The sequence below is a fragment of the Neiella marina genome, from assembly GCF_002165625.1.
In the GTDB taxonomy this organism is placed as follows: Bacteria; Pseudomonadota; Gammaproteobacteria; order Enterobacterales; family Neiellaceae; genus Neiella; species Neiella marina.
Genome location: NZ_NGNS01000001.1, coordinates 296,477 through 318,220, shown reverse-complemented (window position 1 = coordinate 318,220; position 21,744 = coordinate 296,477). Strand labels below are relative to the sequence as shown.

Genomic DNA, 21,744 nt, shown 5'->3' with positions numbered 1-21,744 from the left:
CAATGAATACGTCAGAAGTTGCCAATGATAACCATTGCTGTTTCTCGATTTTTGCAGTGGATCAACTTTGCTGTCGATTCGTCGAGTCAATTGACGTTGACCATGATGCCATTGCTATGGGGTCGCTTTTGCCAGCGCCCAAAACGCAGCAACCTTAGGATCTTGCAAACCCCGTTTGCTGCTGCACAAGCCTACCTCGAAAGGGCCAAATGACTTTGGTAATTGCAGCACTCTAATATTGCTGCGCAACGGACTGTTTTTCAGTACTGGTAATGGCACAGGCCCTACCCCCAAACCTAACGCCACCATCGAAACAATGGCCTCATGGCCGGATACTTCAGCATGAACTTGAGGTTTAAAACCAAGACTTTTACACCATTTGTCGAGTCGGGTGCGGGCCAAACCGCGTTCAGGAAGAATGTATTGCAATTGCTCCCAGTCAATATCGTCAGTGGCAAGTTGTTGGCTCACTTGGCATGGCACGATTGGGCCGACCATCTGAAGCGGCGCGTCACCGAGCTTTTGAAACACCAAACCGCTCGATAGCTTGTCGGGTTTGGCGGTAATCGAAATATCAGCGGTGCCCTCTTTCACCCAATCTAGGGCATCGGCCGGATCGCCAGTGCTGAGTTTGATATCGACGCCAGGGTGTTGGTGGCGAAAATCGTTGAGCAAGTCATAGAGAAATGAATAGCTCGCGGTGACCGAACAATAAATATGAATCTGCCCACTAAGCGCTTGATGCTCCGCTGACAGTTGGTGCTCTAAATCTTGCCAGTCGAGCAGGACTCGCTGAGCAAACAGAAGGAACTTTTGACCAGCATCGGTCAGCGCAACACGACGGTTGTCACGACTAAACAACGCATCCCCCACTTCTTCTTCCAATCGTTGAATGGTTCGGCTTAAAGTAGGCGCGCTGACGTGCATGGCGCTGCTGGTTTGACCGAAATGTAGGCTTGTTGCCAAGTGGCAGAACATTCTCAAAGAACGGATGTCCAACACCATGCTCCCAAATAAATCATTTCATATATTGAAACATAGTCTTGAAAATATGTCATTTTACGAAATCACTAAGGATCTCTAGAATGGCCTCGTCGAAATTGAGGAATTTATTACCATGGCGAACTACTTCAACACCCTTAACCTGAGACAACAACTCGCTCAGCTTGGCGTGTGTCGCTTCATGAAACGTGACGAATTTGCAGATGGCTGCAACGTCCTCAAAGGAAAGAAAGTCGTAATCGTTGGTTGTGGCGCCCAAGGCCTGAACCAAGGTTTGAATATGCGTGACTCTGGTCTGGATGTTAGCTACGCCCTGCGTGAAGCTGCCATTAAAGAAAAGCGCGCATCGTGGCAGCAAGCCACTGACAACGGTTTTACCGTTGGTACTTATCAAGAACTGATCCCAACTGCGGATCTGGTGTGCAACCTGACGCCAGATAAGCAACACACTAACGTTGTTGAAACGGTTATGCCGCTGATGAAGCAAGGCGCAACTTTGGGTTACTCCCACGGCTTCAACATCGTTGAAGAGGGCATGCAAATTCGTGAAGACCTCACTGTAGTGATGGTTGCTCCGAAGTGCCCAGGCTCTGAAGTACGTGAAGAATATAAGCGTGGTTTCGGTGTCCCTACGTTGATTGCTGTTCACCCAGAGAATGACCCTCAAGGCATGGGCTACGACATAGCCAAAGCTTGGGCATCTGCAACTGGTGGTGACCGTGCTGGCGTATTGTCGTCTTCTTTCGTGGCAGAAGTTAAATCTGACCTGATGGGCGAACAAACCATTTTGTGTGGCATGCTGCAAACCGGCGCGATTCTCGGCCACGAGAAAATGGTAGCCGACGGCATGGACTCAGCCTACGCCGCAAAATTGATTCAGTACGGTTGGGAAACTGTGACTGAAGCGCTCAAGATTGGTGGCATCAGCTTGATGATGGACCGCCTGAGCAACCCAGCTAAAATCAAAGCTTATGATTTGGCTGAAGAGTTGAAGGAATTACTCGCTCCATTATTCCAAAAACACATGGATGACATTATCGCCGGTGAATTCTCTGGCACCATGATGGAAGATTGGGCAAACGACGATGCAAACTTGTTGAAGTGGCGCGAAGAAACAGCCGAAACCAGCTTTGAAAAAGCCGCTGAGTGTGATGTTGAAATCGATGAGCAAGAGTTCTTCGACAAAGGCATTCTGCTAGTAGCGATGATCAAAGCGGGCGTAGAGCTGGCCTTCGAAACCATGGTCGACGCCGGCATCATCGAAGAGTCGGCTTACTATGAGTCGCTCCACGAGACCCCACTAATTGCAAACACCATTGCTCGCCGCAAACTGTACGAAATGAACGTGGTGATTTCAGATACTGCCGAATATGGCAACTACCTGTTCTCACACGCTGCCGTGCCGCTGCTGCGCGAAAAGCTCATGCCTAACCTGACTACTGAAGTCATTGGTAAAGGGATTGAATTTGAGAGCAATAGTGTGGACAACATGCGTTTGGAAGAAGTAAACGAAGCCACTCGCAACCACCCTATCGAGATTGTCGGTAAGACCCTACGTGGGTACATGACCGACATGAAACGGATTGTAGAAGTTTCTCAGTGACCTGACTGTCGGTAGTTTGTAGTATGTTGCCCAACCTTGTGTTGGGCTTTTTTTTGCCTGTTATTTGGCTTTAACTCTTCGTTATTTCCACTCGAAATAGGCCCACTATTCCTTCGTGAAAATGCCTCAATTTAAAGCCAACTAACAAGGCAAAGAAGGCTCGAAATACTCTTCGTATTCCTTCACGTCTTTGCCTAAAAAATCCCAAGCTCACTCAAGCAAAAAACTGCCAGAATCCATAGCCGGTATTGCTTCAAATACTCGCCTGATCGAGTGCTGCTGCGTCTAACCAGTGTTGTGCCTTCGATCGCGTGCTAAAGATTTGGCATTGCCAGCTGCTGCCGGCTTGCTGACAGGTATCTATGTAACGCTGACACAAGCGTTCGATAGGTTCACAGCAAGCGACGAGCGCGACAAATTTGGTTGGAATAATGAACGAAGATGCGACATCCAACCCCACTGCGAAGTTAATTGCAATAGGGCCATTCGGTGTGATGGTGGAGCCGCTGAAATCCCACAAAGAGCCGATGTGGGTAGCAATGCGCTTATCTTGATGCAAGGCGATATTCGCTTCGTTGATATCCGTAGCGCTTAGCTCGCCGCTGAACGAGACAACGGAGTATCGGTTATGCCAATCGATTTGAAAGTTCGACATCCTAGTCTCCTCATAGTCACCTAGCAGCAGTATAGCTGCACTTGCTCATGGCAACCGGCGGTGACTCTGAGACTAGTTCATCAGCGAGACGATTTGTGGCACCAATAGCGGGCAAAGCATGGCACTAAACACGGCACTAAAGACAAGAGAGAGGGCTGAATAGGCGCCCTGCTCTTCGCCAAGCTCAACAATACGAGCTGTGCCCAGAGCGTGACAAGCAGCGCCCATGGCAATGCCTTGTGCCTTCGGATGATGAATGTTCAGTGCTTGCATCCATGGAATGCCAACCACAGAGCCCACCAGGCCAGTTATGATCACGGCGATGGCTGTGATCGATGGGTGGGCGGCAATTTGTTCTGAAATTAACACTGCGATTGGAGTTGTTACCGATTTTGGGGCTAGCGACGCTGCAATGTCTGCACTTGCCCCCAGCGCTAAGGCAATTGCCGTCGTTGAACCGACGGCGACAATCACCGCAATCAGCACGGCGGCTAATATCTTCGGCAAGTCCCGCTTGATCGTGTGAATTTGCAAGTACAGAGGGACGCCAAGTGCGACAACCGCAGGTTGCAATAAGTCAGTCAGTATATGGCTGTACTGATCGTAAGCGGCATACTGAATATCGGCTAGCAGCAATAACGCGACCAGCGCAGCCAGCGTCACCAGTACAGGGTTCAGCAGTGGCGTTTTGATACGGCGATGTAGCTGTAAAGCCAGCCAGTAAATGCCGATGGTCAATGGTAAGTAAACCCAATTCATGACCGATCCTGCTGCGACGACTTGTAGGTCAGTTGCACTCCCCAACCGACCAATGCGAGTAGCGCCAACGTGGCAAATACACAGGTGATGATAATGGCCAATAGGGCATTACTCAGCACGCCAAGCTGATCAACTAAGCCGACGCCGATTGGTACAAATAACAATGACATCCAGCGAATAAACTGATTGGCGGCCCCTTCAACCCAAGCCAAACGGATCACTTTTAGTTGTAGGCAGGTGGCGAGCACAATCATGCCAATAATCGAACCGGGAATATAGTTGCCGGTGGCCGAGCTAATCAGGTTACCCAGCCACAGAATCAGCAAGATGATGCCAAGTCCGATGAGGAGCTGCCCTGTTTGTTGGAGTCGAGTCACTTGCTTCATGAATGTGGTGATGGGTTAGACGATACTGTTTTAAAATACGTATCAATTTTAAGTCAGCATCAATTTTATTTACAGCAGCCAAATCAAACAGGAGTGCTTGTGAAGATTTGTTTATTTAGTGCAAAACGTTATGACCGAGTCAGTTTCGACACCCGCAATCACGCTCTAGCTAGTAGTGGTTTAAAGGACATTGAGCTGGATTACTTTGATACCAGTTTGGATGCAAAAACAGCTGGCCTGGCACAGGGTAGCGATGCAGTTTGCGCCTTTGTTAATGATGATTTAGGCGCGTCGACGTTGACTGAACTAGCGGGTTTTGGCGTCAAGGCGATATTGATGCGTTGCGCTGGGTTCAACAATGTCGACCTTGATGCGGCAGCTCGTTTGGGCATCACTGTATATCGCGTTCCGGCATACTCGCCAGAGGCGGTTGCCGAACATGCCATTGCTCTGATGATGACCTTGAATCGGCGAATTCATAAAGCATATCAGCGAACGCGAGATGCTAACTTCTCTCTCGAGGGCCTGACAGGTATTAACATCTTTGGCAAGACCGCTGGTGTTATCGGCACCGGCAAAATTGGCTTGGCGGCATTGCGGATCCTCAAAGGGTTTGGTTGTCGGCTGCTAGCTTATGATCCATATCCAAGCGATGAAGCCAAGGCGATGGGGGTTGATTACGTCAACCTGAGTACGTTGCTGCGCGAGTCAACCATCATTACCCTCCATTGCCCACTTACGCCGGAAAACACCTATATGATTGGCCGGTCAGCATTTAGTCAGATGCAAAAGGGGACTCTGTTGATTAACACTAGCCGTGGCAAGTTGGTCGATACCCAAAGTTGTTTGGAAGCGTTAAAGAATGGCACCCTCGGCGGATTGGCGCTCGATGTCTATGAGCATGAAAAGAGTTTGTTTTTTGAAGACTTGTCAGCAGAGGTGATTCAGGACGATGTATTCCGACGATTATCAGCGTGTCACAATGTTATTTTTACCGGACATCAGGCTTTCTTAACCGAAGAAGCACTGCAAAACATTGCCGATACTACGTTGGCCAATGCGGTGGCATTTTGTGATAGCAAAGAGAATGGTAATGAAGTAACGCCGCAGGTGGTGGACAACAGCTAATGACTAAGACGGCTTACAAGGGGATGGTGTTACCTCGAGCTAATGCCAGCCGGTGAGGCTGGCATTAAGCTGAGCGAGTAATGTATTACAGTCGACTGTAATTAAGACTCGGCTTTTGCAGTGTCAGCTTTTTGCTGATACTTGCGAGAGAAAGCTGTGATTGGACGGCCGTTACAGATCAGTGAACGAGTTTGGTATTTGTTCATGCCGTTTGCTTTGGCAATTGCGTCAGCGGCTTGGATACCTTGTTGGGCAGCAGTCATACAAACTTGAGTTTCAACTTTGTCGTTAGCAGCAACAAACTTCAATGAAGGTGAAGCGAAAGTAGGAGCAGCGAACAAAGCAACAGTGGCGGCAACAGCAGTAACAGTTTTCATAATTAACCTCAGCAATAATTATTTAAGTTGAAACTAAACGTTCAAAAGTTTGTTTAACAACCAGTAGTGGTCATCAAGTTGTGACGAATTGTGATTGATGTCACAAAATCAGTCAAGCATTTTGTGATGTTCGTCACGTTAAATTTTTATTAAGAACCGTTAGAAACAGGTTAACCATGTAATTATTTCTTAATATTCAATGTGATGGCTGTTTTTTATTTATTTTCGATTGTAAAAAAATTTAAATTTATCTCTATCGTGAGTTGTTAAATCGATTGGAAATGGTCTTTTTGTGTCGGAAAGTTCAGGCCGATTGGCCTATTTGTTGATTCATTTAGGCAAAAAAATAGGCCCTTAAACAGAGCCTACTTAAAACTGCTGAACAGGTGTGTCCCTGTTACTGATCGTCTACTAAAGCAGATCGTTTTTGGTTCGGTAGTTTGCAGTTTGTTGCCCGCCTTGTGCGGATGGATATTGTATACAATAGTTTTATGGGTAAATGCCAGAAACTTTTCAACAAACGGCCTTTGTTGGTGATTATTTACTCAATAACACCGCGAGCTCTTAGCAAAGCAGTCTTAAAATCTTCTTCACAGTCCTTGGCAATACCTGGGATCATCTCATCTTTGTTGGTTTCTCCCATTTTCAGTTGATAGAACAAGGTGTCGTCACTGATTTCGCTGAGAGCTTGTTCGCAACCGGCCTCGTCGGCCAAACGCTGAAGCAATTGAGTGAGGCCTTTATCTTGATTCTTCAACCAGTGCTCGCGGAGCAGATCGATAAATTCTTCAATTTTGTGTTGAGTCATTGCCATCTTATTCATCCAAAAAAACGAGTTGTCTGGCGGTATCGCACACCAGAGTAAGGTGTTGATCTTCCAACACCAAATGGCCGCCATCTTGATCACAATGGCGGTTCATAAACATCAGCAGATCGCCACTACTTTTACTAATGTTTGTCACGTAGTTACGCTCTCGTGGCGAGAGCGGCATACGGTGTTTATCCAAGGCATCAATGAAATCTTGTTGCTGGTATTCTGCCACCCCGGCAATGTGTGCCTTGATCACTGCGAACCATTGCTGTGGTTTATCGCCGATGCTTTTAAGCACTTGATCGTTCTTCGCGGCTAGCATCAGTAGTATGATAACCAACATCCACAGCATAACTTTTTTCATCTTTCACTTGATCCATGCATGGGGTATTTCAGCAAATGCGAATATAATCAGCAGCTGCGGAAAATCCGTAACGCTCTCTACAATAACTATTATGCTGTGCTTGCCAAGCCCTGACTAGCAGCAGGCCAAACCAGAATCAGGACGAGATGATGTCTGAGTCAAATTCAGAGCAGAAAATTCCGGTAAAACAAATTCATAGTAAAGATAATAAAGTGAAAGTTAGCGGCCGTCGCGGCGCTAAGCAAGAAAAGCACCGACCACGTCACCGAATTTATGTCCGGGCCGTGGAGGGTGTCTATCAAACGCTTCGTAACCGCATGAATTGGGTCATGATGGTCAGCTTTATGCTGTTGCCATGGATCCATATTGATGGCCGCCAATCAGTTTTTCTCGATTTTGCTCATCGTCAGTTTCATTTATTTGGGCTAACCATTTGGCCGCAAGACTTAATGCTGCTGGCGTTTGTCTTCATTATTGCGGCTTTCTCACTGTTTTTCTTTACCACTTTCTTGGGTCGAGTTTGGTGCGGTTATTGGTGCCCGCAAACGGTTTGGACTTTCATCTTCATATGGTTTGAAGAAAAGTTCGAAGGGCCGCGCAATAAGCGCATGCGGCTGGATGAGTTGCCGTGGGATTTTAATAAGGTGTGGCGCAAAACCGCCAAGCACGCCTGTTGGGTTGGCTTTTCGTTGTTCACGGCGTTGACGTTTGTTGCCTATTTTTGGGGTAGCCATGCTTCGTTTCTCGGTTTCTTTACCGGCGATATGACGTTCTGGCCTTACTTTTGGACTTTCTTTTTTACTCTTGCTACCTATGGTAACGCTGGCTGGATGCGTGAAACGGTATGCTTACACATGTGCCCATATGCACGTTTCCAATCAGTGATGTTTGACCAAGATACCTTCACTGTCAGTTACGACGCGACACGTGGTGAGGCACGAGGCCCTCGGCCACGCAAGAAAGATCCGAAAGAGCTTGGGCTGGGGGATTGCATTGACTGTGTTCTGTGCGTTCAAGTTTGCCCAACGGGTATAGATATTCGCAATGGCCTGCAGTACGAGTGCATTAACTGTGGTGCTTGTGTAGATGCTTGCGACCAAACCATGGATCGCATGGGCTACGAGAAAGGCCTCATTAGCTATACCACCGAACGGCAACTTGCTGGCGGCAAAACCAACATAATGCGTCCGAAGCTGCTCGGATACGGCATGGTGCTGGTTATTATGATCACAGCTTTAATTGCCACCGCGGTTGGTCGCGATCCTCTCAAACTCGATGTTATCCGCGACCGCAATGTACTCTCTAGACTCAACGAGTATGGCCTGATGGAAAACGTATACACCTTGAAAGTGCTCAATAAGTCTCAGCAAACAAGAGACTATCAGCTTTCTGTTCAGGGCATTGATGGCCTTGAATGGGGAGGAGAGCAAGTTGTTACGGTAGAGCCGGGCGAAGTATTCAGTGTTCCTGTATCGCTGGCCATTGACCCTTATTTATTGGACAAGCCCATTAACGAACTCGAATTTGTCCTGACTGATGATGCCGGTAACCGAGTCGTGCAAGAAAGTCGGTTTATTAAGGGACGCTAAGGTGACAGTAACTGCCACATTTGATTTTGCTGGCTTGAGCCCAGATACCATCTTAGATGCCTTGGAATCGGTGGGTATCTACGCTCAATCTGGGCTGCTGGCCCTCAACAGTTATGAAAACAGGGTCTACCAGCTGCTGGCTGAAGATGGCCGCCGCTACGTGGTGAAGTTCTACCGACCAGGACGTTGGTCGCAAGCGCAGATTGTTGAAGAACATCAGTTTGCTCTGCAGTTGGCACAAGCAGATGTACCTGTTGTCGCGCCCTTGGTGTTTGACGGCGAAACCTTACTGCCTTGGCAAAGTTACTGGTTTACTGTGTTTCCCTCGGTGGGTGGTCGCACCTTTGATGGTGATGATTTTGATGGTCTTGAGCGCATTGGTCAGCAGCTCGGTCGACTTCATCAGATCGGGGCCAATCAGCTGTTTCAGCACCGACCAACGATTGACGGCTCAATGCTAAGCCAAGCGCTCGCAGTGTTAACTGAGCAAGCGCAGATCCCTGAACATCTAGCCCAAGCCTTTCACCCAACACTGAGCCAGCTGGCACAAGCGGTTGAACCTCATGTTCAGTCGCTGGCGACGTTGCCCCAACTTCGACTGCACGGTGACGCCCATTTGGGAAATATTTTGATCCGTGACGAAGTGGTGAATTTCGTCGACTTAGATGACAGCCGCAACGGTCCTGCGATCCAAGATTTGTGGATGTTTTTGAGTGGACCGCGTGACCAGCAACTTGCGCAGCTCGATGCGTTGATTGAAGGCTATGAGATGTTTCGGCCCTTCGACCATGGTCAGTTTGCTCTTATTGAGCCCATGCGTGGCTTGCGCATGATTCATTACATGGCTTGGCTGACTCAACGCTGGTGTGATCCAGCGTTTCCTCGCTCCTTCACTTGGTTTAATACCATGCGCTACTGGGAAGACCAAGTTCTGGCCATGAAAGAGCAGCTTGCGGCACTGGCAGAACGGCCATTGAGTTTGAAGCCCGGCTTCTAAAAAGGATTCTCAACTAACTTTTATTAAGGAAGATAAATGAAACAACTATTGGCGGTTTTGTGGCTAGTTGTTGCTCCCTGGACATCGGCTGCGGATTTCACCGAAGGAAAGCACTACAAAACACTAACGACGCCTGCTTCTGCAACTCCGGAAGTGGTCGAATACTTTAGCTTTTATTGTCCTGCTTGTTTTCGCTTTGAGCCTCTCGCCAGTGATCTAAAGCAAGAATTGCCTGATGATGTTTTTCATCGGATCCACGTCGACTTTTTGTATTACGTTGACAGTAAGAGTCGAACTCGTTTGCCTGAGACAGCATTAATGCTTTCGAAGGCTTTGGCAATGGCACAAGCGTTTGATATTGAGCAAGAAGTATCAGCCAGTATCTTTGAACGTCACTTCATTGCTAGGGATAAGACTAAGGAGCTGGGCCAGTTACAGGCCGATTTCGCGGATCACGGTGTTACAACCGAACGATTCATGGCCGCATATGACAGTTTTTCTATTAATTCCAAAGCTAGACTGATGCAGCAGGCGACACGTAACCACAACATCCGAAGTGTACCCACAGTAGTGGTCAATGGTCGCTACGAAGTTATCCCTAACGGTTTATCAGGCTCCAAAAATATCGCCGAAGAGTATAAAAAACTGGTGCAATACTTACTTGCACTGCCGGCAGAGTAATAGACCACAGTTTGTTACCAAACGTTTAATGGCCGTTGACCGATGGCTTAGCTGTGGTAGTCTCAGTGGCTGATTACCTGTACCTGATTACGCGAAAATGGGAATAACTATGAAGAAATACCTCGTTGCGCTTTTTGCCTTGTTGGCGTTGCCGCTGTCTGCATGTGCGGCGGACTACGAAGAAGGCACTCACTATGAAGTGCTACCAGGCCAGCCAACAGCAGCGCCAGAAGTGATTGAGTTTTTCAGCTACTACTGTGGCCATTGCTATAAGTTCGAACCCATTGTTGCGGCGCTTGAAAAGGGCCTCAAAGGCACGGAACTCAAACGCGCACATGTTGATTTCCTCTATTACGTCGACCGCTCAACTCGCAAGCGTTATCCTGAAACGGGTAAAATCGTTAGCCGTGGCTTCGCCGTTGCTCAGGCGTTGAAAGTGGTAGAGCCGGTCAGCGAAGAGATTTACAAGCGTCACTTCTACGAAAACCGTCAGATTTCTTCGGTCAGTGATTTGCGTGATGCCTTTATCGCAGCTGGCGTGCCAGCCAAAGACTTTGACTCTGCCTACAACAGCTTCCCTGTCAATTCGATGGTGGCACGTATGGCGCAGCAAACCAAAAAATATGGTATTCGCTCGACACCAACAGTGATCGTCAATGGTAAGTATAAAGTCAATCCAAGCGGCTTGTCTGGCGCGGATAACTTCATTGATGAATACGTCAAATTGGTAAACTACTTGGTTACCAAGAAAGACTAAAACTAAAGGCCCTGAGGGGCCTTTTTTATTGTTGGCTAAGAATGCAGAAAATCCTTATTAGTAGTTGTTTGCTTGGTCACCCCGTCCGTTATGATGGCGCCGGAAAGCGGCTGCAACATCCCATTTTGCAACGGTGGTTTGAACAAGGACGGCTAGTCAGCTTGTGCCCCGAAATTGCTGGGGGGCTTGGCGTGCCGAGACCTGCGGCTGAACAGCAAACAGGTGGCAGAGTGATCACCGTGACTGGTGACAATGTCACCGAATCGTTTGAATCAGGAGCCAGACAAGCGCTGTTGGTTGCTCAAGCTAATCACTGCCAAATAGCCATACTCAAGGCAAGGAGCCCGTCTTGTGGCAATGAGGAGGTTTACGATGGAACCTTCAGTGGTCATTTGATTGCCGGCTCAGGCGTCACTGCCAAACTGCTAACGCAGTCTGGCATCACCGTGTTTAATGAGAGTCAGCTTCCGCAAGCGGCTCAGTATTTACGCGAACTCGAGCGACTGAGTTAGCTTATTGCTGCCAGCTTGTTAGGCGCTGATCTTTGGCGAGCCAGCGCTCATTGAGTCGCTGCTGGAATGCCACTCGAAATTCCTTGTCCTCAAAATAGTCACCGACAAGTTCCGACTCCACGGAGGTGACTTGCACATCGACTTGCACCGCCTTGAGCTGACCCGTTAGTACCTGTTTAAACGCTGGCGCGTCGTCATTGATCCCCGGATAGTTGAGCGTGACATCAATGATGTTCTCAAACTGGTCTCCCATCGCAGCAAGTGTGAATGCAATACCGCCCGCCTTTGGCTTGAGCAAATGCTGATAAGGAGATCGCTGGCGTTTGCGTTTTGCTGAGGTAAGGCGGGTGCCTTCAACAAAATTGACGATTGTTGTTGGCATGGTTTTAAACTTGGCACAGCTGCGGCGAGTGCTCTCGATATCTTTACCTTTCAAATGAGGGTTCTTCTTTAGGAACGAGTGAGAGTAACGGCGAATAAATGGCATGTCCAAGGCCCAAGAGCCGATACCAACAAAAGGAACCCAAATCAGTTCATGTTTAAGGAAAAACTTTGGTGGTGGTAGATGTTCACCAAGGACTTGCATCAAAACCACAATATCGAGCCAGCTGCGGTGATTGCTGAGTACAAGATTCCAACTCCGTTGTTGTACCGGACGAGAAAAGTGGATAGTCCAGCTTGGATTGCTGGTGAGCTGAATGATGGCTTTATTACCGGCTATAAACAGGCGGTAGAAAACGTGACTGAGCGCGGTCCATAGGCGTTGCGATGGTGGAATCGGGATCAGCTTTAAGATCCCCATCAGTGTGATCAGGCTGCCTGCGAGCGCTAGGTTGAGGGCCATCATGACAATGATGATGGGAGTTTTTATCACGATAGGTAATCGATGAAGCATAGTGTCACTACTTGGTATTTGATTCTGCTAGCTGGTCGAGGCGCTCATCTTTGTCGGCCCAGATTTGATTGATACGACGCTGAAACGCTACGCGATGCTCACTATTGCCGGCGTAGTCGCGGGTCAAGTCGTCATCAATTTCAATTGCACGAACATGCACCTTGCATTGTGACAATTTACCGCACACAAATTCCCACATTGTCGGTGGGCGCTTGGTGTCGTAACTGATCGTGATATCAAGAATCGAATGGAGTTGCTCGCCCATGCTGGATAAGACAAAAGCAATGCCGCCTGCCTTAGGCTTAAGCAAGTGTTTAAATGGTGATTTCTGACGCTGATGCTTCTCAGGAGTAAACCGGGTACCTTCAACAAAGTTCATGATGCTAACTGGTAGCTGTTTGAACTTTTCACAAGCCTTGCGAGTGGTTTCAATGTCTTTTCCTGCAAGATGTGGGTTCTTTTTAATGAAGCTTTTCGAATAACGTTGCATAAATGGGAAATCCAATGCCCACCAAGCAATGCCAAGCAGTGGTACGTAGAGCAGCTCTTTTTTCAAGAAAAATTTTAGAAACGGGATGCGACCATTTAAAACACGTTGCAGAATCAGGATATCAACCCAACTCTGATGGTTAGCAATGACCAGGTAACGGGCTTTAGTACTGAGCTCTGCGTCTACTTCGATCTCCAGCGATAGTTTTAGAAACAGCTTCTGAATCAGGCTATTGACGCTAATCCAAGACGAAGCGCACCAGTTGAGTATTCGGCTCAGTAGTTTACGGACTGCCGCTATTGGGATGAGTAGCTTTAATATTGCCAATAATATCAGTGGAGTGGACCAGAATACGGTGTTGATGGCGTAACCGAACATACCCAGCGCGCCGCGAAGAACTCCTGGAAGAAAAGACAGCATGACAATAATCCCTGTAAATTTGGCGTGATTTTACCCCAAGCACAGGCTGCTGTCAGGCCGGATCAGTGGCCCATTTGGGAATGTGTTGGCAATGAAACTAAAGGGGGGCGTTTTTGCCGAGAGCTAGGGTGTTTTGTTGCGATTGGCAACCACTCGCTTGCTCAAGTCAGCTTCAATGGCTTTGAGAATATCACGCCAAGTGACAACGCCAATGGCAACCCTGTTGTCATCGATAATCGGCAAGCAGGATATGCGATTGCGATTAAACAAATAGATTGCTTCAAAAATACTGGCCGTTGGTTTCAAGGTCAGCGGATCGCGAGTCATGATTTGATGGACTGGCCGTTTCAAAGCTTGACGGTCTTTCGGGGTTTCTGCTTTGGTGCCGATATTGGGGCTAATCGCTAGTAGTAAATCGCGATCGGAAATAATCCCTTCCAAGTGACCATCTTCTACAACCAATAAATGGTGGAAGTGAGCGTTATCAAAGATGTCTTTTACCGTAGCTAGGGTATCGTCCAGCTCAACGGTCACTACCTGAGTGTTCATAATCCGATCGATTGCCATCGTTTAACCCGTGTAAAAGTCTTTGATAAAACTGATAGCCACTCTATCGCGAGCCTCACTGTTTGTAAATTATGCTGTATTGTGAGCAGCTTAGCTGAAGCAACAAACCGCGCTTGATCAAATGCTGCTGGCAAGCTGTGAAACGAGCTTGGCCGCGTCATGACATTTTTGTTAATGTTAGTCGTCGGAGTAGTAAATGAATAGAATTGAACGGATATGATTCAAAAAGCCATTCACGATAATAGCGGCGCCATAAGTGAAGCCTTGCTGGCCTGCCCAATCAATAGTCCGCTGGAATTGGAAGTTCTGGCTGGTAGCCACGTTTATCGCCTGCGAACCCGTCTAGTGGGCATTGATGTGCCAAATGTGTTGCTGTTGCGCTACGGTGCCGATCAGAGTTGGCAGGACGCCCGCCATGCAATTGAGGCCGGTCAACCAGTGGTATTGCGAATGGTCAATGAAATTGGCCAATGCCAAGTGCTAGCTTTTCGCTCAACGCTCGGTGTTTCGACCAAAGTGCCGCGCAAGTGGCTCACGGTACGTTTTCCGGAAACCATTGAAGCCGCCAATATGCGTGAGCAGAAACGAATTCGGGTCAATTTTGGTTGCTACATCGAGTTTGGTGACAGTGGTGAGAAGTTGGCGATGGGCGATATTATCGATTTGTCGAGTAAAGGCTGCCGTATTGCCACTGCTCTAGAGCAACCGATCAATGATGGCTCCAATATTCATGTACGTTTCAAAGGCGATCACTCACACCTATCGCTGCCTGGGATTGTCAGAAATTCGTCCCATGATGCGCAGGGACGAATTTTACAAGGTATTCAGTTTGAGTCACTCAGCCCAGAGCTACGAGCTGGACTTACTGAGGTGATGCTGGCCAATTATTAGTTGGCCATCGTAGCTAACTCGCTTTGAGGTGATTCAGCGCAGTTTCGCCCCAACCGGTCAGCTTTTTGTCTTCAAACAACAGCGGTGTGCATTCATTTTTGGTGATTTTACCGTCACTGTGCTTGCTGTTGGTTTGGTAGTAAAGAATCTGAAAGTCTTTGTCATCAATGGTCAAGCGCTCAGTAAAATCCGGCGTACCCATATGTGAGATAACCTGATCGTAGCTCTTGCCCAGCTCCAGTTTAGCGATGTCTCTGCGGTTTTCTTCTTGATGGCTTTTCCAGCTTGAATTGCTATCCCAATCGTCGTTGCCAACGGCAACAACGCATCCTGCCAGTGTGTTGATTGCGATTAATCCAGCGGCAATTGCTACAACGGTGCGTTTCATCTGCGTCATCCTTTTTGTAATTTTAACTAAATCAATAAAGTAACGATTTTGTTATAGCGATTCTCGTGCCAATTATTAAAGTGCATAAAAAACAGCTAGTTATGTGTTGTTGGTGGCGCTGCATCTGCTCCTTGTTAGTTATATTTACTAAATATCGGTGAAATTAACATTTGATGTTTCACTATGTTGCTAGTTGTTGCATGAGTCGATCGATGGCTCGATAACCAATCGCCTCAGAGATGTGGTTCGATTCGATTGTGTCGCTTTCACTGAGATCGGCGAGGGTACGGGCGACTTTCAATATTCGTTGCTGGGCTCTGGCTGACAGGCCAAATTGCTCGATTATTTGTTGCAATAATCGCGAGTTATCTGGGTTCAGTTGGCAGTGTTGCTGCAATACTCGCCCATGCAAATGGCCATTGGCACAACCTTGTCGATCGAGTTGGTGCTGATAGCATTGCTCAACTATCTGTTTGACGTTCGCGGAGTGAGGGCCGTCGGGCACTTGCTGGTAAAGCCCTTGGTCTGGTTGAGCTGGTACTTCAAGTGACATATCAAATCGATCAAGCAAGGGCCCTGAAAGTCGATTGAGGTAGCGTCTGATTTCATCTGGCGTCGAGCGGCATGCCACATTTGGATTACCCCAATTGCCACATGGGCTTGGGTTCATTGCCGCAATGAGTTGGAATTGAGCAGGAAAATCGAGTTGCCTTGCTGCTCGAGAAATGGTGATTTGACCGGACTCTAGGGGTTGTCTCAACATGTCTAAAACATGACGGCTAAACTCAGGCAATTCGTCTAAAAACAATACTCCTCTGTGGGCGAGCGATATCTCGCCTGGTCTTGGGTGAGAGCCACCGCCGACCAAAGCCACCGCACTAGATGAATGATGCGGTGCTCGAAAAGGTCGCTGACGCCAGTTGCTGGCTTGAAACCCTTGGTGACTAATGGAGTAAACCGCAGCACTTTCGAGCGCTTCGCTATCGTCCATGGTTGGCAATATGCCGGGAAGTCGACTGGCCAACATGGTTTTGCCCGTACCTGGAGGGCCGTAGAAAAGCAAATGGTGCCTGCCAGCTGCGGCGATCATTAGTGCTCGTTTGGCTTGTTGTTGACCAATGACATCCTGCAAGTCTGGATGCTCTGGCGCATTGCAATCAGCTTGATTGTTTTCAGCGATAGGCAACGGTTGTTGGTCATTGAGCCAAGCTGTTACCGCTAGTAAATGGTTGGCTGTTAGACAGTGATTCGCCTCAACCAGCGCTGCTTCGGCACCGTTTTGCTCTGGTAAAAGCAGTTGCCTATTCGCTTGCTGAGAGCTAACAACCATGGGAATAATGCCATGCACCGGGCGTATTTCGCCTGATAGAGCTAACTCGCCTGCAAGTTCGATGTTTGCCAACTTGTCACTTTGACACTGCTCGGATGCGGCCAAAATGCCAATGGCAATCGGTAAATCGAACCGACCACCCTCTTTTGGTAAGTCAGCAGGTGCTAAGTTGACGGTTATGCGGCGCGCAGGCCAGTCAAATCCGGCATTAATTAGTGCGCAACGTACGCGCTCCTTGGCTTCTTTCACCGACGCTTCTGGCAGGCCAACAATCGAAAATGCCGGAAGACCTAAGCTTAAATGCACTTCAACGGTGACTAGCGGGGCGTCCATACCGATCACGGCACGGCTATGAATGAGAGCGAGGTTCATCTCTTGTCCTTGTGATTTCTGTAGTCGCACTCCTTGCGTACTACTCTCATTGCTAAGCATAGGTCAAATAACGACCTACGCAGCTTCACTTATTCCCGTGGCTAGACAGGATTAATCTGAAAAACTTGCTGAAGTCTTACTGACTGGCTAATAAATGTTCTACCCTCAAACAAGCGCCAGCTCGAATTGCCCTTAATGTGAGTCAATTCGACGAATCAGAATGGTGCTCTGTCATATGCTTAAAGAAAAACTCAAAGGTCTATGCCGATGACTCCTGACTCTTTGGTGAATGACACCAAACAACTACTATCGCTGCCAAAAGTACTGCTTAAAGCTAATGAGTTGCTCAATTCCGATCGTTCAGATGCGGATGATTTAGGGACTTTGGTTGGCCATGATCCTGCTCTGGCTGCGCAAGTACTCAAGCTTGCAAATAGCGCTTCGTACCGGCGAAGCCGAGCTGTTGATAACCTCACTCAAGCCACTACCGTACTCGGCACCGATGGCCTGAGAAACCTCATTTATGCGTCCAAGTCAGCTGAAATATTCGATGGCATATCGTCGGAACTAATAGATATGACGAGCTTTTTCCATCGCAGTATCTACGTGGCGGCGTTGGCCAAAAGGCTGGCGGTCATTTGCAAAATGGGGCGTGGTGACGATCAGTATTTGAGTGGTTTGTTCAACGACATTGGCAAGCTGGTGTTGTACTCCCAGCAACCGGCATTGGCAGAGGAGATTTTACGCCAGAGCGAGGTGTCTAAAACTCCCATTCCAGAGCTTGAGAACACCAAGCTGTCGTTCACCAGCGCAGAAGTCAGCGCCGCCTTGTTGAGACAGTGGCATTTGCCCGAAACCATTTGGGGTCCAATTGCGCGACTTCATTGTCGCTCGTTAACCACGATGAAAGACGAGACCATGCTGCTTCGCTTGGCTATAAGTATTACCGATAGCATTGAGCCCGAGTTGAAAAATACTATCCCGCCAGAACAGATCGCGCTGCCAACTGATTTACTGGTTTATTTTGATCTCGACGAGGTTGAAATTGGCGTGGCGGTTATGGCTGCAAATAGCGAATGCGACGATGTCCTTGCCATCATCAATCAGCAAGGTCCGATGTTCTGCTAAATATCGATGCCAAAAGCCTGCTCTAGTCCAAACCCTGCGGTGAATTGTGCAGCGTTGGGCGGACCGCCTATTGCACCAAAGTTTACATGTTTATTTACACTTAAGTTGCTGCAGCTTTTGCCATCGGATTGAGTCCGGTGGCAGTATGTACAGCCATGTCGAGAGCAAGCTTCGGGGCTTGCTTGGCGGCAGTAAATAATAAAAACCTTCAAAGCACGAACCGACAGTCAAGAGAACTAACCAAATGAAACGTTTACTCATAGCTGTAAGCGCATTGGCCGCTATGGCCGCGCAAGCAGATGAAGGCATGTGGCAGCCGCATCAAATGCCTCAGATTGCCTCCCAATTAAAAGCCAAAGGACTGGAGCTGGACCCCAACAGCTTGAGTAGCCTTGATAAATTCCCGATGAATGCAGTCATCAGTTTAGGTGGCTGTACAGCATCGTTTGTGTCGCCCAAAGGCTTGGTGGTGACCAATCACCATTGCGCATATGGTTCAATCCAGTTTAATTCCACGCCGGAAGCTAACTACCTCCAAGATGGTTTTCTAGCCAAAACATACGGAGAGGAACTACCAGCAGCTCCGGGCTCGCGAGTTTACATCACTGAATCGGTGACTAATGTTACTGACCAAGTTGTTGGTGCCATTCCTGCCAAAGCTGATGGCGCTACTCGTTATCAGCTGATTGAAGATAATCGCAAAGCCTTGGTTGCCGAGTGTGAAAAGGCAGACGGTTATCATTGTAGTGTGCAGAGCTTCCACCATGGCTTGGAATACTATTTGGTGAAGAAACTGGCCATCCGCGATGTTCGTTTGGTGCACGCACCAGCATTGTCCGTGGGTAAGTTTGGTGGCAGCATCGACAATTGGATGTGGCCGCGCCATACCGGCGATTATGCTTTCTATCGCGCTTATGTCGGCAAAGATGGTAAGCCTGCCGATTACAGCAAAGACAATGTGCCATTTGAGCCAGTGAGCCATTTGACGGTATCGGCCAAAGAACTCGACGAAAATGATTTTGTTATGGTGGCGGGTTATCCGGGCCGCACTAACCGTTACCGCACTGCGGATGAGGTGAAGTACGCCTTCACTGAATTTTATCCAATGGCGAAAACCCTGCGCGAAGACTTGATGGATATCATCAAGGCCACTGCGCCTGAGGGTTCTGATGCTCGTATTCGCTACGAAAACACCTTGGCCGGCTTGGACAACTACGCCAAAAACTATCAGTCGATGATCGACATCTATGCCAAAAGTGACTTTCAACAGCGCAAAGAAGCGTTGGAAGCCGATCTCGCCGATTGGTTGCAACAAAGTAATAAGCGTCAGCGCCAGTATGGTGAATCTATCGATGCCATGGCCAAGCTAGTTGCCGAATCTCAGGCCAAAGCGCAGCGCGACGTGGTATTAGGATACATGCGTTACGCCTCAGCACCTTATTATGCTCAGCGTTTGCTGCGTTTGGCCCATGAACAGCAAAAACCAGATGCCGCTCGCGAGCCAGGTTATCAAGAGCGTGATATGACTCGCTTTGGCGAAGGCCTGAAGCGCATGAGTCGTCGCTATGATGCTGAAGTGGATAAAGCCATCTTTGCCTACATGCTGAAAGTCTACGCTGACTTACCTGCTTCCCAGCACGTGGCAGTGCTCGATCAGTTTTTTGGCCTTCAAAACGGCTGGAACGAAAAAGCGGTGATGGCCAAGTTGGACGCCATGTACAGCAACACCAAAGTGGGCGATGAGGCGACTCGTTTGGCGTGGATGGAAGCCGATTTAACGACGTTGGAAAAAACTGATGACGCCATGCTTGAGTTCGCTAAAGCGATGTACGACACCACCATGGCAATGGAAAAAGAAGAAAAAGCTCATGATGGTGAGTTGCAGAAATGGCGCCCGCGTCATATGCAAGCTTTGATTGCTTATGCCAAAGAGCAAGGCAAGCCAATCTATGCTGATGCCAACTCTAGCTTGCGAATCTCTTATGGCTCGGTGAAAGGTGTAGAACCTCGGGATGGCATGTACTACACCCCGTTTACCAAAGTCGAAGGCATTGTTGAAAAAGAGTCTGGAGAGTGGCCGTTTAACGCTCCTGCCGAGCAACTGAAGCTGATTGCTGATAAGCAGTACGGCAAATTTGTCGACTCGCAGTTGCAGTCAGTACCGGTGAACTATTTGTCGACGGTTGATACCACAGGTGGTAACTCCGGCTCGCCAACCTTCAATAGCAAAGGTGAATTGATCGGGTTGTTGTTTGATGGCACGACCGATTCGATTATTGGTGACTGGGACTTTGACGAAACACGTAACCGCTCGATTCACGTCGATACTCGTTACATGCTATGGGTGATGAAGCACCTCGATGGTGCTGACAACCTAATCGATGAAATGAACATCGTTTACTAACTCATTAAGCGCGCCAAATGGCGCGCTTTTTCTATCCATTGCTGATCAAGGAACATCCGTTGATGATACAGAATGCGAGTCGGTTACTGGTTGCCAAAGGTGCGCTGCTATGGGCGTTGTTGGTATCGCCAATAGCAGCGTTTGCTGATGTGGAAGAAGCGCGAGTTGCTAAAGCTACTGTTGCTATGCCGCAACTGCTGGCGCCATTTGACTCAGAGCTGGACAAGATTACCAAAGGTATTTCAGCGGCCGAACTGGAGCAGGTGGCGATTGCAGGCTGGCAAGCTGGTAAGCAAGTTGCTCAGTCGCAAGGTGACGATCGTGGCTTGTATTGGTTCCGCTTGGCCGCCAAGCAGCGTATTCGCCAACTGCCGCTGACTGAAGCCGAAAAAGCACCAATGCTGCAGCGCTTTGAGCATTTGAGCCGCGGTATTGAACAAGTTGACTTTACCAATGCCGACAAGCGGATCTTGCTGACTGGCTTCGATCCATTCTTTCTCGATCGCAACATTAAGCAGTCCAACCCCTCCGGATTGGCTGCCTTGCAATTGGATGGCGCTGAGTGGCAAACAGCCACAGGAAAGGTTCGCATTGAAACCGTGCTGATCCCGGTGCGCTTTGTCGATTTTGACCAAGGAATGATTGAGCAGCTGGTACAGCCCTATTTGCAAGACAACAGCATCGACATGTTAGTGACCGTCTCCATGGGCCGCGATCATTTCGACTTAGAGCGTTTTCCCGGCAAGCGCAGAAGCTCTGTTGCGCCAGATAACCTCAATGTTTATACCGGCGCAAACGACAGCCAACCGCTGATTCCTCCCTTACATCACGGACCATTGTTGGGACCCGAGTTTGTTGAGTTTTCGCTACCAGTAAAAGTCATGCAACAAGCTGCTGGAGACTTTCAGATTAATGATAATCGTGAAGTGGAAACCCTCATTGGTACTTTTGCGGCGATCAGTTTAGAGCAGCTGCGTGAACACATCGCGGTACAGGGCGGCGGCGGAGGCTACTTGTCTAATGAGATTAGCTACCGCACCATCCGAATGCGCGACATGTTTAACGCTGATATGCCGGTGGGTCATATTCATACCCCCCGCGTCAGCGGCTATGACAAGACAAAAGAGCAGGCGATTGTCGAGCAAATCACAGAAATGTTAAGACATGCCGCTGTAGAATTGTAAACGATTACATTTTGGGTGTCGCTGCAACCTCAGTGCACCAACAATTCTAATATA

Annotated in this window: 23 protein-coding genes; 11 read left to right on the top strand and 12 right to left on the bottom strand. The window is 48.4% G+C overall.

Annotated features, from left to right (window positions below; genetic code table 11):
* Positions 1-114 precede the first annotated feature (114 nt).
* The gene (gene ilvY / locus CBE68_RS01450; RefSeq protein WP_087504281.1) at positions 115-1,005 is read right to left on the bottom strand and encodes an HTH-type transcriptional activator IlvY; all 891 of its coding nucleotides are present in this window, start codon (positions 1,003-1,005) and stop codon (positions 115-117) included.
* Between the two features lie 112 nt (positions 1,006-1,117).
* Here ilvY and ilvC point away from each other — a divergent pair, with 112 nt between their 5' ends.
* Positions 1,118-2,605, top strand: coding sequence for a ketol-acid reductoisomerase (gene ilvC / locus CBE68_RS01445; RefSeq protein ID WP_087504280.1), 1,488 nt, complete (start codon positions 1,118-1,120; stop codon positions 2,603-2,605).
* Positions 2,606-2,858: 253 nt separating this feature from the next.
* On the opposite strand, the gene CBE68_RS01440 is transcribed toward ilvC, so the two are convergent.
* The 3 genes from CBE68_RS01440 to CBE68_RS01430 all read right to left on the bottom strand — a co-directional run bounded on the left by CBE68_RS01440 (position 2,859) and on the right by CBE68_RS01430 (position 4,405).
* Positions 2,859-3,260 carry a hypothetical protein gene (locus tag CBE68_RS01440; RefSeq protein WP_087504279.1) on the bottom strand — a complete coding sequence of 134 codons (402 nt, stop codon included), beginning with the start codon at positions 3,258-3,260 and terminating at the stop codon, positions 2,859-2,861.
* A gap of 72 nt (positions 3,261-3,332) precedes the next feature.
* Entirely contained in the window at positions 3,333-4,019 is a 687-nt protein-coding gene (locus CBE68_RS01435) for an LrgB family protein (RefSeq protein WP_087504278.1), read from the bottom strand.
* A complete protein-coding gene (locus tag CBE68_RS01430) occupies positions 4,016-4,405 on the bottom strand; it encodes a CidA/LrgA family protein (protein WP_087504277.1) in 390 nt (129 codons plus the stop codon). Before CBE68_RS01430 ends, CBE68_RS01435 begins: the two co-directional genes overlap by 4 nt.
* Positions 4,406-4,504: 99 nt before the next feature.
* Between CBE68_RS01430 and CBE68_RS01425 the strand changes: the two genes are divergently transcribed.
* Positions 4,505-5,533, top strand: a complete 1,029-nt coding sequence (locus CBE68_RS01425; RefSeq protein ID WP_087504276.1) for a 2-hydroxyacid dehydrogenase — start codon at positions 4,505-4,507, stop codon at positions 5,531-5,533.
* Between the two features lie 101 nt (positions 5,534-5,634).
* On the opposite strand, the gene CBE68_RS01420 is transcribed toward CBE68_RS01425, so the two are convergent.
* The 3 genes from CBE68_RS01420 to CBE68_RS01410 all read right to left on the bottom strand — a co-directional run bounded on the left by CBE68_RS01420 (position 5,635) and on the right by CBE68_RS01410 (position 7,085).
* Entirely contained in the window at positions 5,635-5,910 is a 276-nt protein-coding gene (locus tag CBE68_RS01420) for a hypothetical protein (RefSeq protein WP_087504275.1), read from the bottom strand.
* A 541-nt stretch (positions 5,911-6,451) separates the two neighbouring features.
* Positions 6,452-6,724, bottom strand: coding sequence for a YihD family protein (locus CBE68_RS01415; RefSeq protein WP_371870465.1), 273 nt, complete (start codon positions 6,722-6,724; stop codon positions 6,452-6,454).
* A gap of 1 nt (position 6,725) precedes the next feature.
* On the bottom strand, positions 6,726-7,085 hold the full coding sequence (locus CBE68_RS01410; RefSeq protein ID WP_087504274.1) for a hypothetical protein: 360 nt from the start codon (positions 7,083-7,085) through the stop codon (positions 6,726-6,728).
* A 146-nt stretch (positions 7,086-7,231) separates the two neighbouring features.
* Here CBE68_RS01410 and ccoG point away from each other — a divergent pair, with 146 nt between their 5' ends.
* The 5 genes from ccoG (at position 7,232) to CBE68_RS01385 (ending at position 11,621) form a co-directional block, all read left to right on the top strand.
* A complete protein-coding gene (gene ccoG / locus CBE68_RS01405) occupies positions 7,232-8,674 on the top strand; it encodes a cytochrome c oxidase accessory protein CcoG (RefSeq protein WP_087504273.1) in 1,443 nt (480 codons plus the stop codon).
* A 1-nt stretch (position 8,675) separates the two neighbouring features.
* A complete protein-coding gene (locus CBE68_RS01400; RefSeq protein WP_229744600.1) occupies positions 8,676-9,671 on the top strand; it encodes a serine/threonine protein kinase in 996 nt (331 codons plus the stop codon).
* A gap of 36 nt (positions 9,672-9,707) precedes the next feature.
* Entirely contained in the window at positions 9,708-10,352 is a 645-nt protein-coding gene (locus CBE68_RS01395) for a thiol:disulfide interchange protein DsbA/DsbL (RefSeq protein ID WP_087504272.1), read from the top strand.
* 109 nt (positions 10,353-10,461) lie between these two features.
* Positions 10,462-11,109 carry a thiol:disulfide interchange protein DsbA/DsbL gene (locus CBE68_RS01390; RefSeq protein WP_158100460.1) on the top strand — a complete coding sequence of 216 codons (648 nt, stop codon included), beginning with the start codon at positions 10,462-10,464 and terminating at the stop codon, positions 11,107-11,109.
* A gap of 41 nt (positions 11,110-11,150) precedes the next feature.
* Complete coding sequence (locus CBE68_RS01385) at positions 11,151-11,621, top strand: DUF523 domain-containing protein (protein WP_087504270.1); 471 nt, start codon at positions 11,151-11,153, stop codon at positions 11,619-11,621.
* A 1-nt stretch (position 11,622) separates the two neighbouring features.
* On the opposite strand, the gene CBE68_RS01380 is transcribed toward CBE68_RS01385, so the two are convergent.
* The 3 genes from CBE68_RS01380 to CBE68_RS01370 all read right to left on the bottom strand — a co-directional run bounded on the left by CBE68_RS01380 (position 11,623) and on the right by CBE68_RS01370 (position 13,993).
* Positions 11,623-12,516, bottom strand: coding sequence for an acyltransferase (locus tag CBE68_RS01380; RefSeq protein ID WP_087504269.1), 894 nt, complete (start codon positions 12,514-12,516; stop codon positions 11,623-11,625).
* Positions 12,517-12,523: 7 nt separating this feature from the next.
* Positions 12,524-13,423 carry an acyltransferase gene (locus CBE68_RS01375; protein WP_371870468.1) on the bottom strand — a complete coding sequence of 300 codons (900 nt, stop codon included), beginning with the start codon at positions 13,421-13,423 and terminating at the stop codon, positions 12,524-12,526.
* A gap of 126 nt (positions 13,424-13,549) precedes the next feature.
* Entirely contained in the window at positions 13,550-13,993 is a 444-nt protein-coding gene (locus CBE68_RS01370) for a CBS domain-containing protein (RefSeq protein WP_087504267.1), read from the bottom strand.
* A 216-nt stretch (positions 13,994-14,209) separates the two neighbouring features.
* Between CBE68_RS01370 and CBE68_RS01365 the strand changes: the two genes are divergently transcribed.
* Positions 14,210-14,884: a PilZ domain-containing protein gene (locus CBE68_RS01365; RefSeq protein ID WP_087504266.1), complete on the top strand. Its 675-nt coding sequence runs from the start codon at positions 14,210-14,212 to the stop codon at positions 14,882-14,884.
* A 13-nt stretch (positions 14,885-14,897) separates the two neighbouring features.
* On the opposite strand, the gene CBE68_RS01360 is transcribed toward CBE68_RS01365, so the two are convergent.
* Together CBE68_RS01360 and CBE68_RS01355 are read right to left on the bottom strand one after the other, a co-directional pair.
* A complete protein-coding gene (locus CBE68_RS01360; RefSeq protein ID WP_087504265.1) occupies positions 14,898-15,272 on the bottom strand; it encodes a DUF3192 domain-containing protein in 375 nt (124 codons plus the stop codon).
* A 181-nt stretch (positions 15,273-15,453) separates the two neighbouring features.
* The gene (locus CBE68_RS01355) at positions 15,454-16,974 is read right to left on the bottom strand and encodes a YifB family Mg chelatase-like AAA ATPase (RefSeq protein WP_087504382.1); all 1,521 of its coding nucleotides are present in this window, start codon (positions 16,972-16,974) and stop codon (positions 15,454-15,456) included.
* A 267-nt stretch (positions 16,975-17,241) separates the two neighbouring features.
* On the opposite strand from CBE68_RS01355, the gene CBE68_RS01350 reads away from it, so the two are divergent.
* From CBE68_RS01350 to CBE68_RS01340, 3 genes are all read left to right on the top strand, one after another.
* On the top strand, positions 17,242-18,102 hold the full coding sequence (locus CBE68_RS01350; RefSeq protein ID WP_158100459.1) for an HDOD domain-containing protein: 861 nt from the start codon (positions 17,242-17,244) through the stop codon (positions 18,100-18,102).
* 244 nt (positions 18,103-18,346) lie between these two features.
* Positions 18,347-20,506, top strand: a complete 2,160-nt coding sequence (locus CBE68_RS01345) for a S46 family peptidase (RefSeq protein ID WP_087504263.1) — start codon at positions 18,347-18,349, stop codon at positions 20,504-20,506.
* A 62-nt stretch (positions 20,507-20,568) separates the two neighbouring features.
* Entirely contained in the window at positions 20,569-21,690 is a 1,122-nt protein-coding gene (locus CBE68_RS01340) for a C15 family peptidase (RefSeq protein WP_229744598.1), read from the top strand.
* Positions 21,691-21,744: the final 54 nt, after the last annotated feature.

Excerpts from the sequence above, each read along its gene's own strand:
- CBE68_RS01420 (WP_087504275.1), bottom strand. The coding sequence starts at position 5,910 with ATGAAAACTGTTACTGCTGTTGCCGCCACTGTTGCTTTGTTCGCTGCT.
- CBE68_RS01340 (WP_229744598.1), top strand. The coding sequence starts at position 20,569 with ATGATACAGAATGCGAGTCGGTTACTGGTTGCCAAAGGTGCGCTGCTA.
- ccoG (WP_087504273.1), top strand. The coding sequence starts at position 7,232 with ATGATGTCTGAGTCAAATTCAGAGCAGAAAATTCCGGTAAAACAAATT.
- ilvY (WP_087504281.1), bottom strand. The coding sequence starts at position 1,005 with ATGGTGTTGGACATCCGTTCTTTGAGAATGTTCTGCCACTTGGCAACA.
- CBE68_RS01350 (WP_158100459.1), top strand. The coding sequence starts at position 17,242 with ATGACTCCTGACTCTTTGGTGAATGACACCAAACAACTACTATCGCTG.
- CBE68_RS01345 (WP_087504263.1), top strand. The coding sequence starts at position 18,347 with ATGAAACGTTTACTCATAGCTGTAAGCGCATTGGCCGCTATGGCCGCG.
- CBE68_RS01415 (WP_371870465.1), bottom strand. The coding sequence starts at position 6,724 with ATGGCAATGACTCAACACAAAATTGAAGAATTTATCGATCTGCTCCGC.
- CBE68_RS01390 (WP_158100460.1), top strand. The coding sequence starts at position 10,462 with ATGAAGAAATACCTCGTTGCGCTTTTTGCCTTGTTGGCGTTGCCGCTG.
- CBE68_RS01410 (WP_087504274.1), bottom strand. The coding sequence starts at position 7,085 with ATGAAAAAAGTTATGCTGTGGATGTTGGTTATCATACTACTGATGCTA.
- CBE68_RS01395 (WP_087504272.1), top strand. The coding sequence starts at position 9,708 with ATGAAACAACTATTGGCGGTTTTGTGGCTAGTTGTTGCTCCCTGGACA.
- ilvC (WP_087504280.1), top strand. The coding sequence starts at position 1,118 with ATGGCGAACTACTTCAACACCCTTAACCTGAGACAACAACTCGCTCAG.
- CBE68_RS01430 (WP_087504277.1), bottom strand. The coding sequence starts at position 4,405 with ATGAAGCAAGTGACTCGACTCCAACAAACAGGGCAGCTCCTCATCGGA.
- CBE68_RS01380 (WP_087504269.1), bottom strand. The coding sequence starts at position 12,516 with ATGCTTCATCGATTACCTATCGTGATAAAAACTCCCATCATCATTGTC.
- CBE68_RS01385 (WP_087504270.1), top strand. The coding sequence starts at position 11,151 with ATGCAGAAAATCCTTATTAGTAGTTGTTTGCTTGGTCACCCCGTCCGT.
- CBE68_RS01440 (WP_087504279.1), bottom strand. The coding sequence starts at position 3,260 with ATGTCGAACTTTCAAATCGATTGGCATAACCGATACTCCGTTGTCTCG.
- CBE68_RS01370 (WP_087504267.1), bottom strand. The coding sequence starts at position 13,993 with ATGGCAATCGATCGGATTATGAACACTCAGGTAGTGACCGTTGAGCTG.
- CBE68_RS01355 (WP_087504382.1), bottom strand. The coding sequence starts at position 16,974 with ATGAACCTCGCTCTCATTCATAGCCGTGCCGTGATCGGTATGGACGCC.
- CBE68_RS01435 (WP_087504278.1), bottom strand. The coding sequence starts at position 4,019 with ATGAATTGGGTTTACTTACCATTGACCATCGGCATTTACTGGCTGGCT.
- CBE68_RS01360 (WP_087504265.1), bottom strand. The coding sequence starts at position 15,272 with ATGAAACGCACCGTTGTAGCAATTGCCGCTGGATTAATCGCAATCAAC.
- CBE68_RS01365 (WP_087504266.1), top strand. The coding sequence starts at position 14,210 with ATGATTCAAAAAGCCATTCACGATAATAGCGGCGCCATAAGTGAAGCC.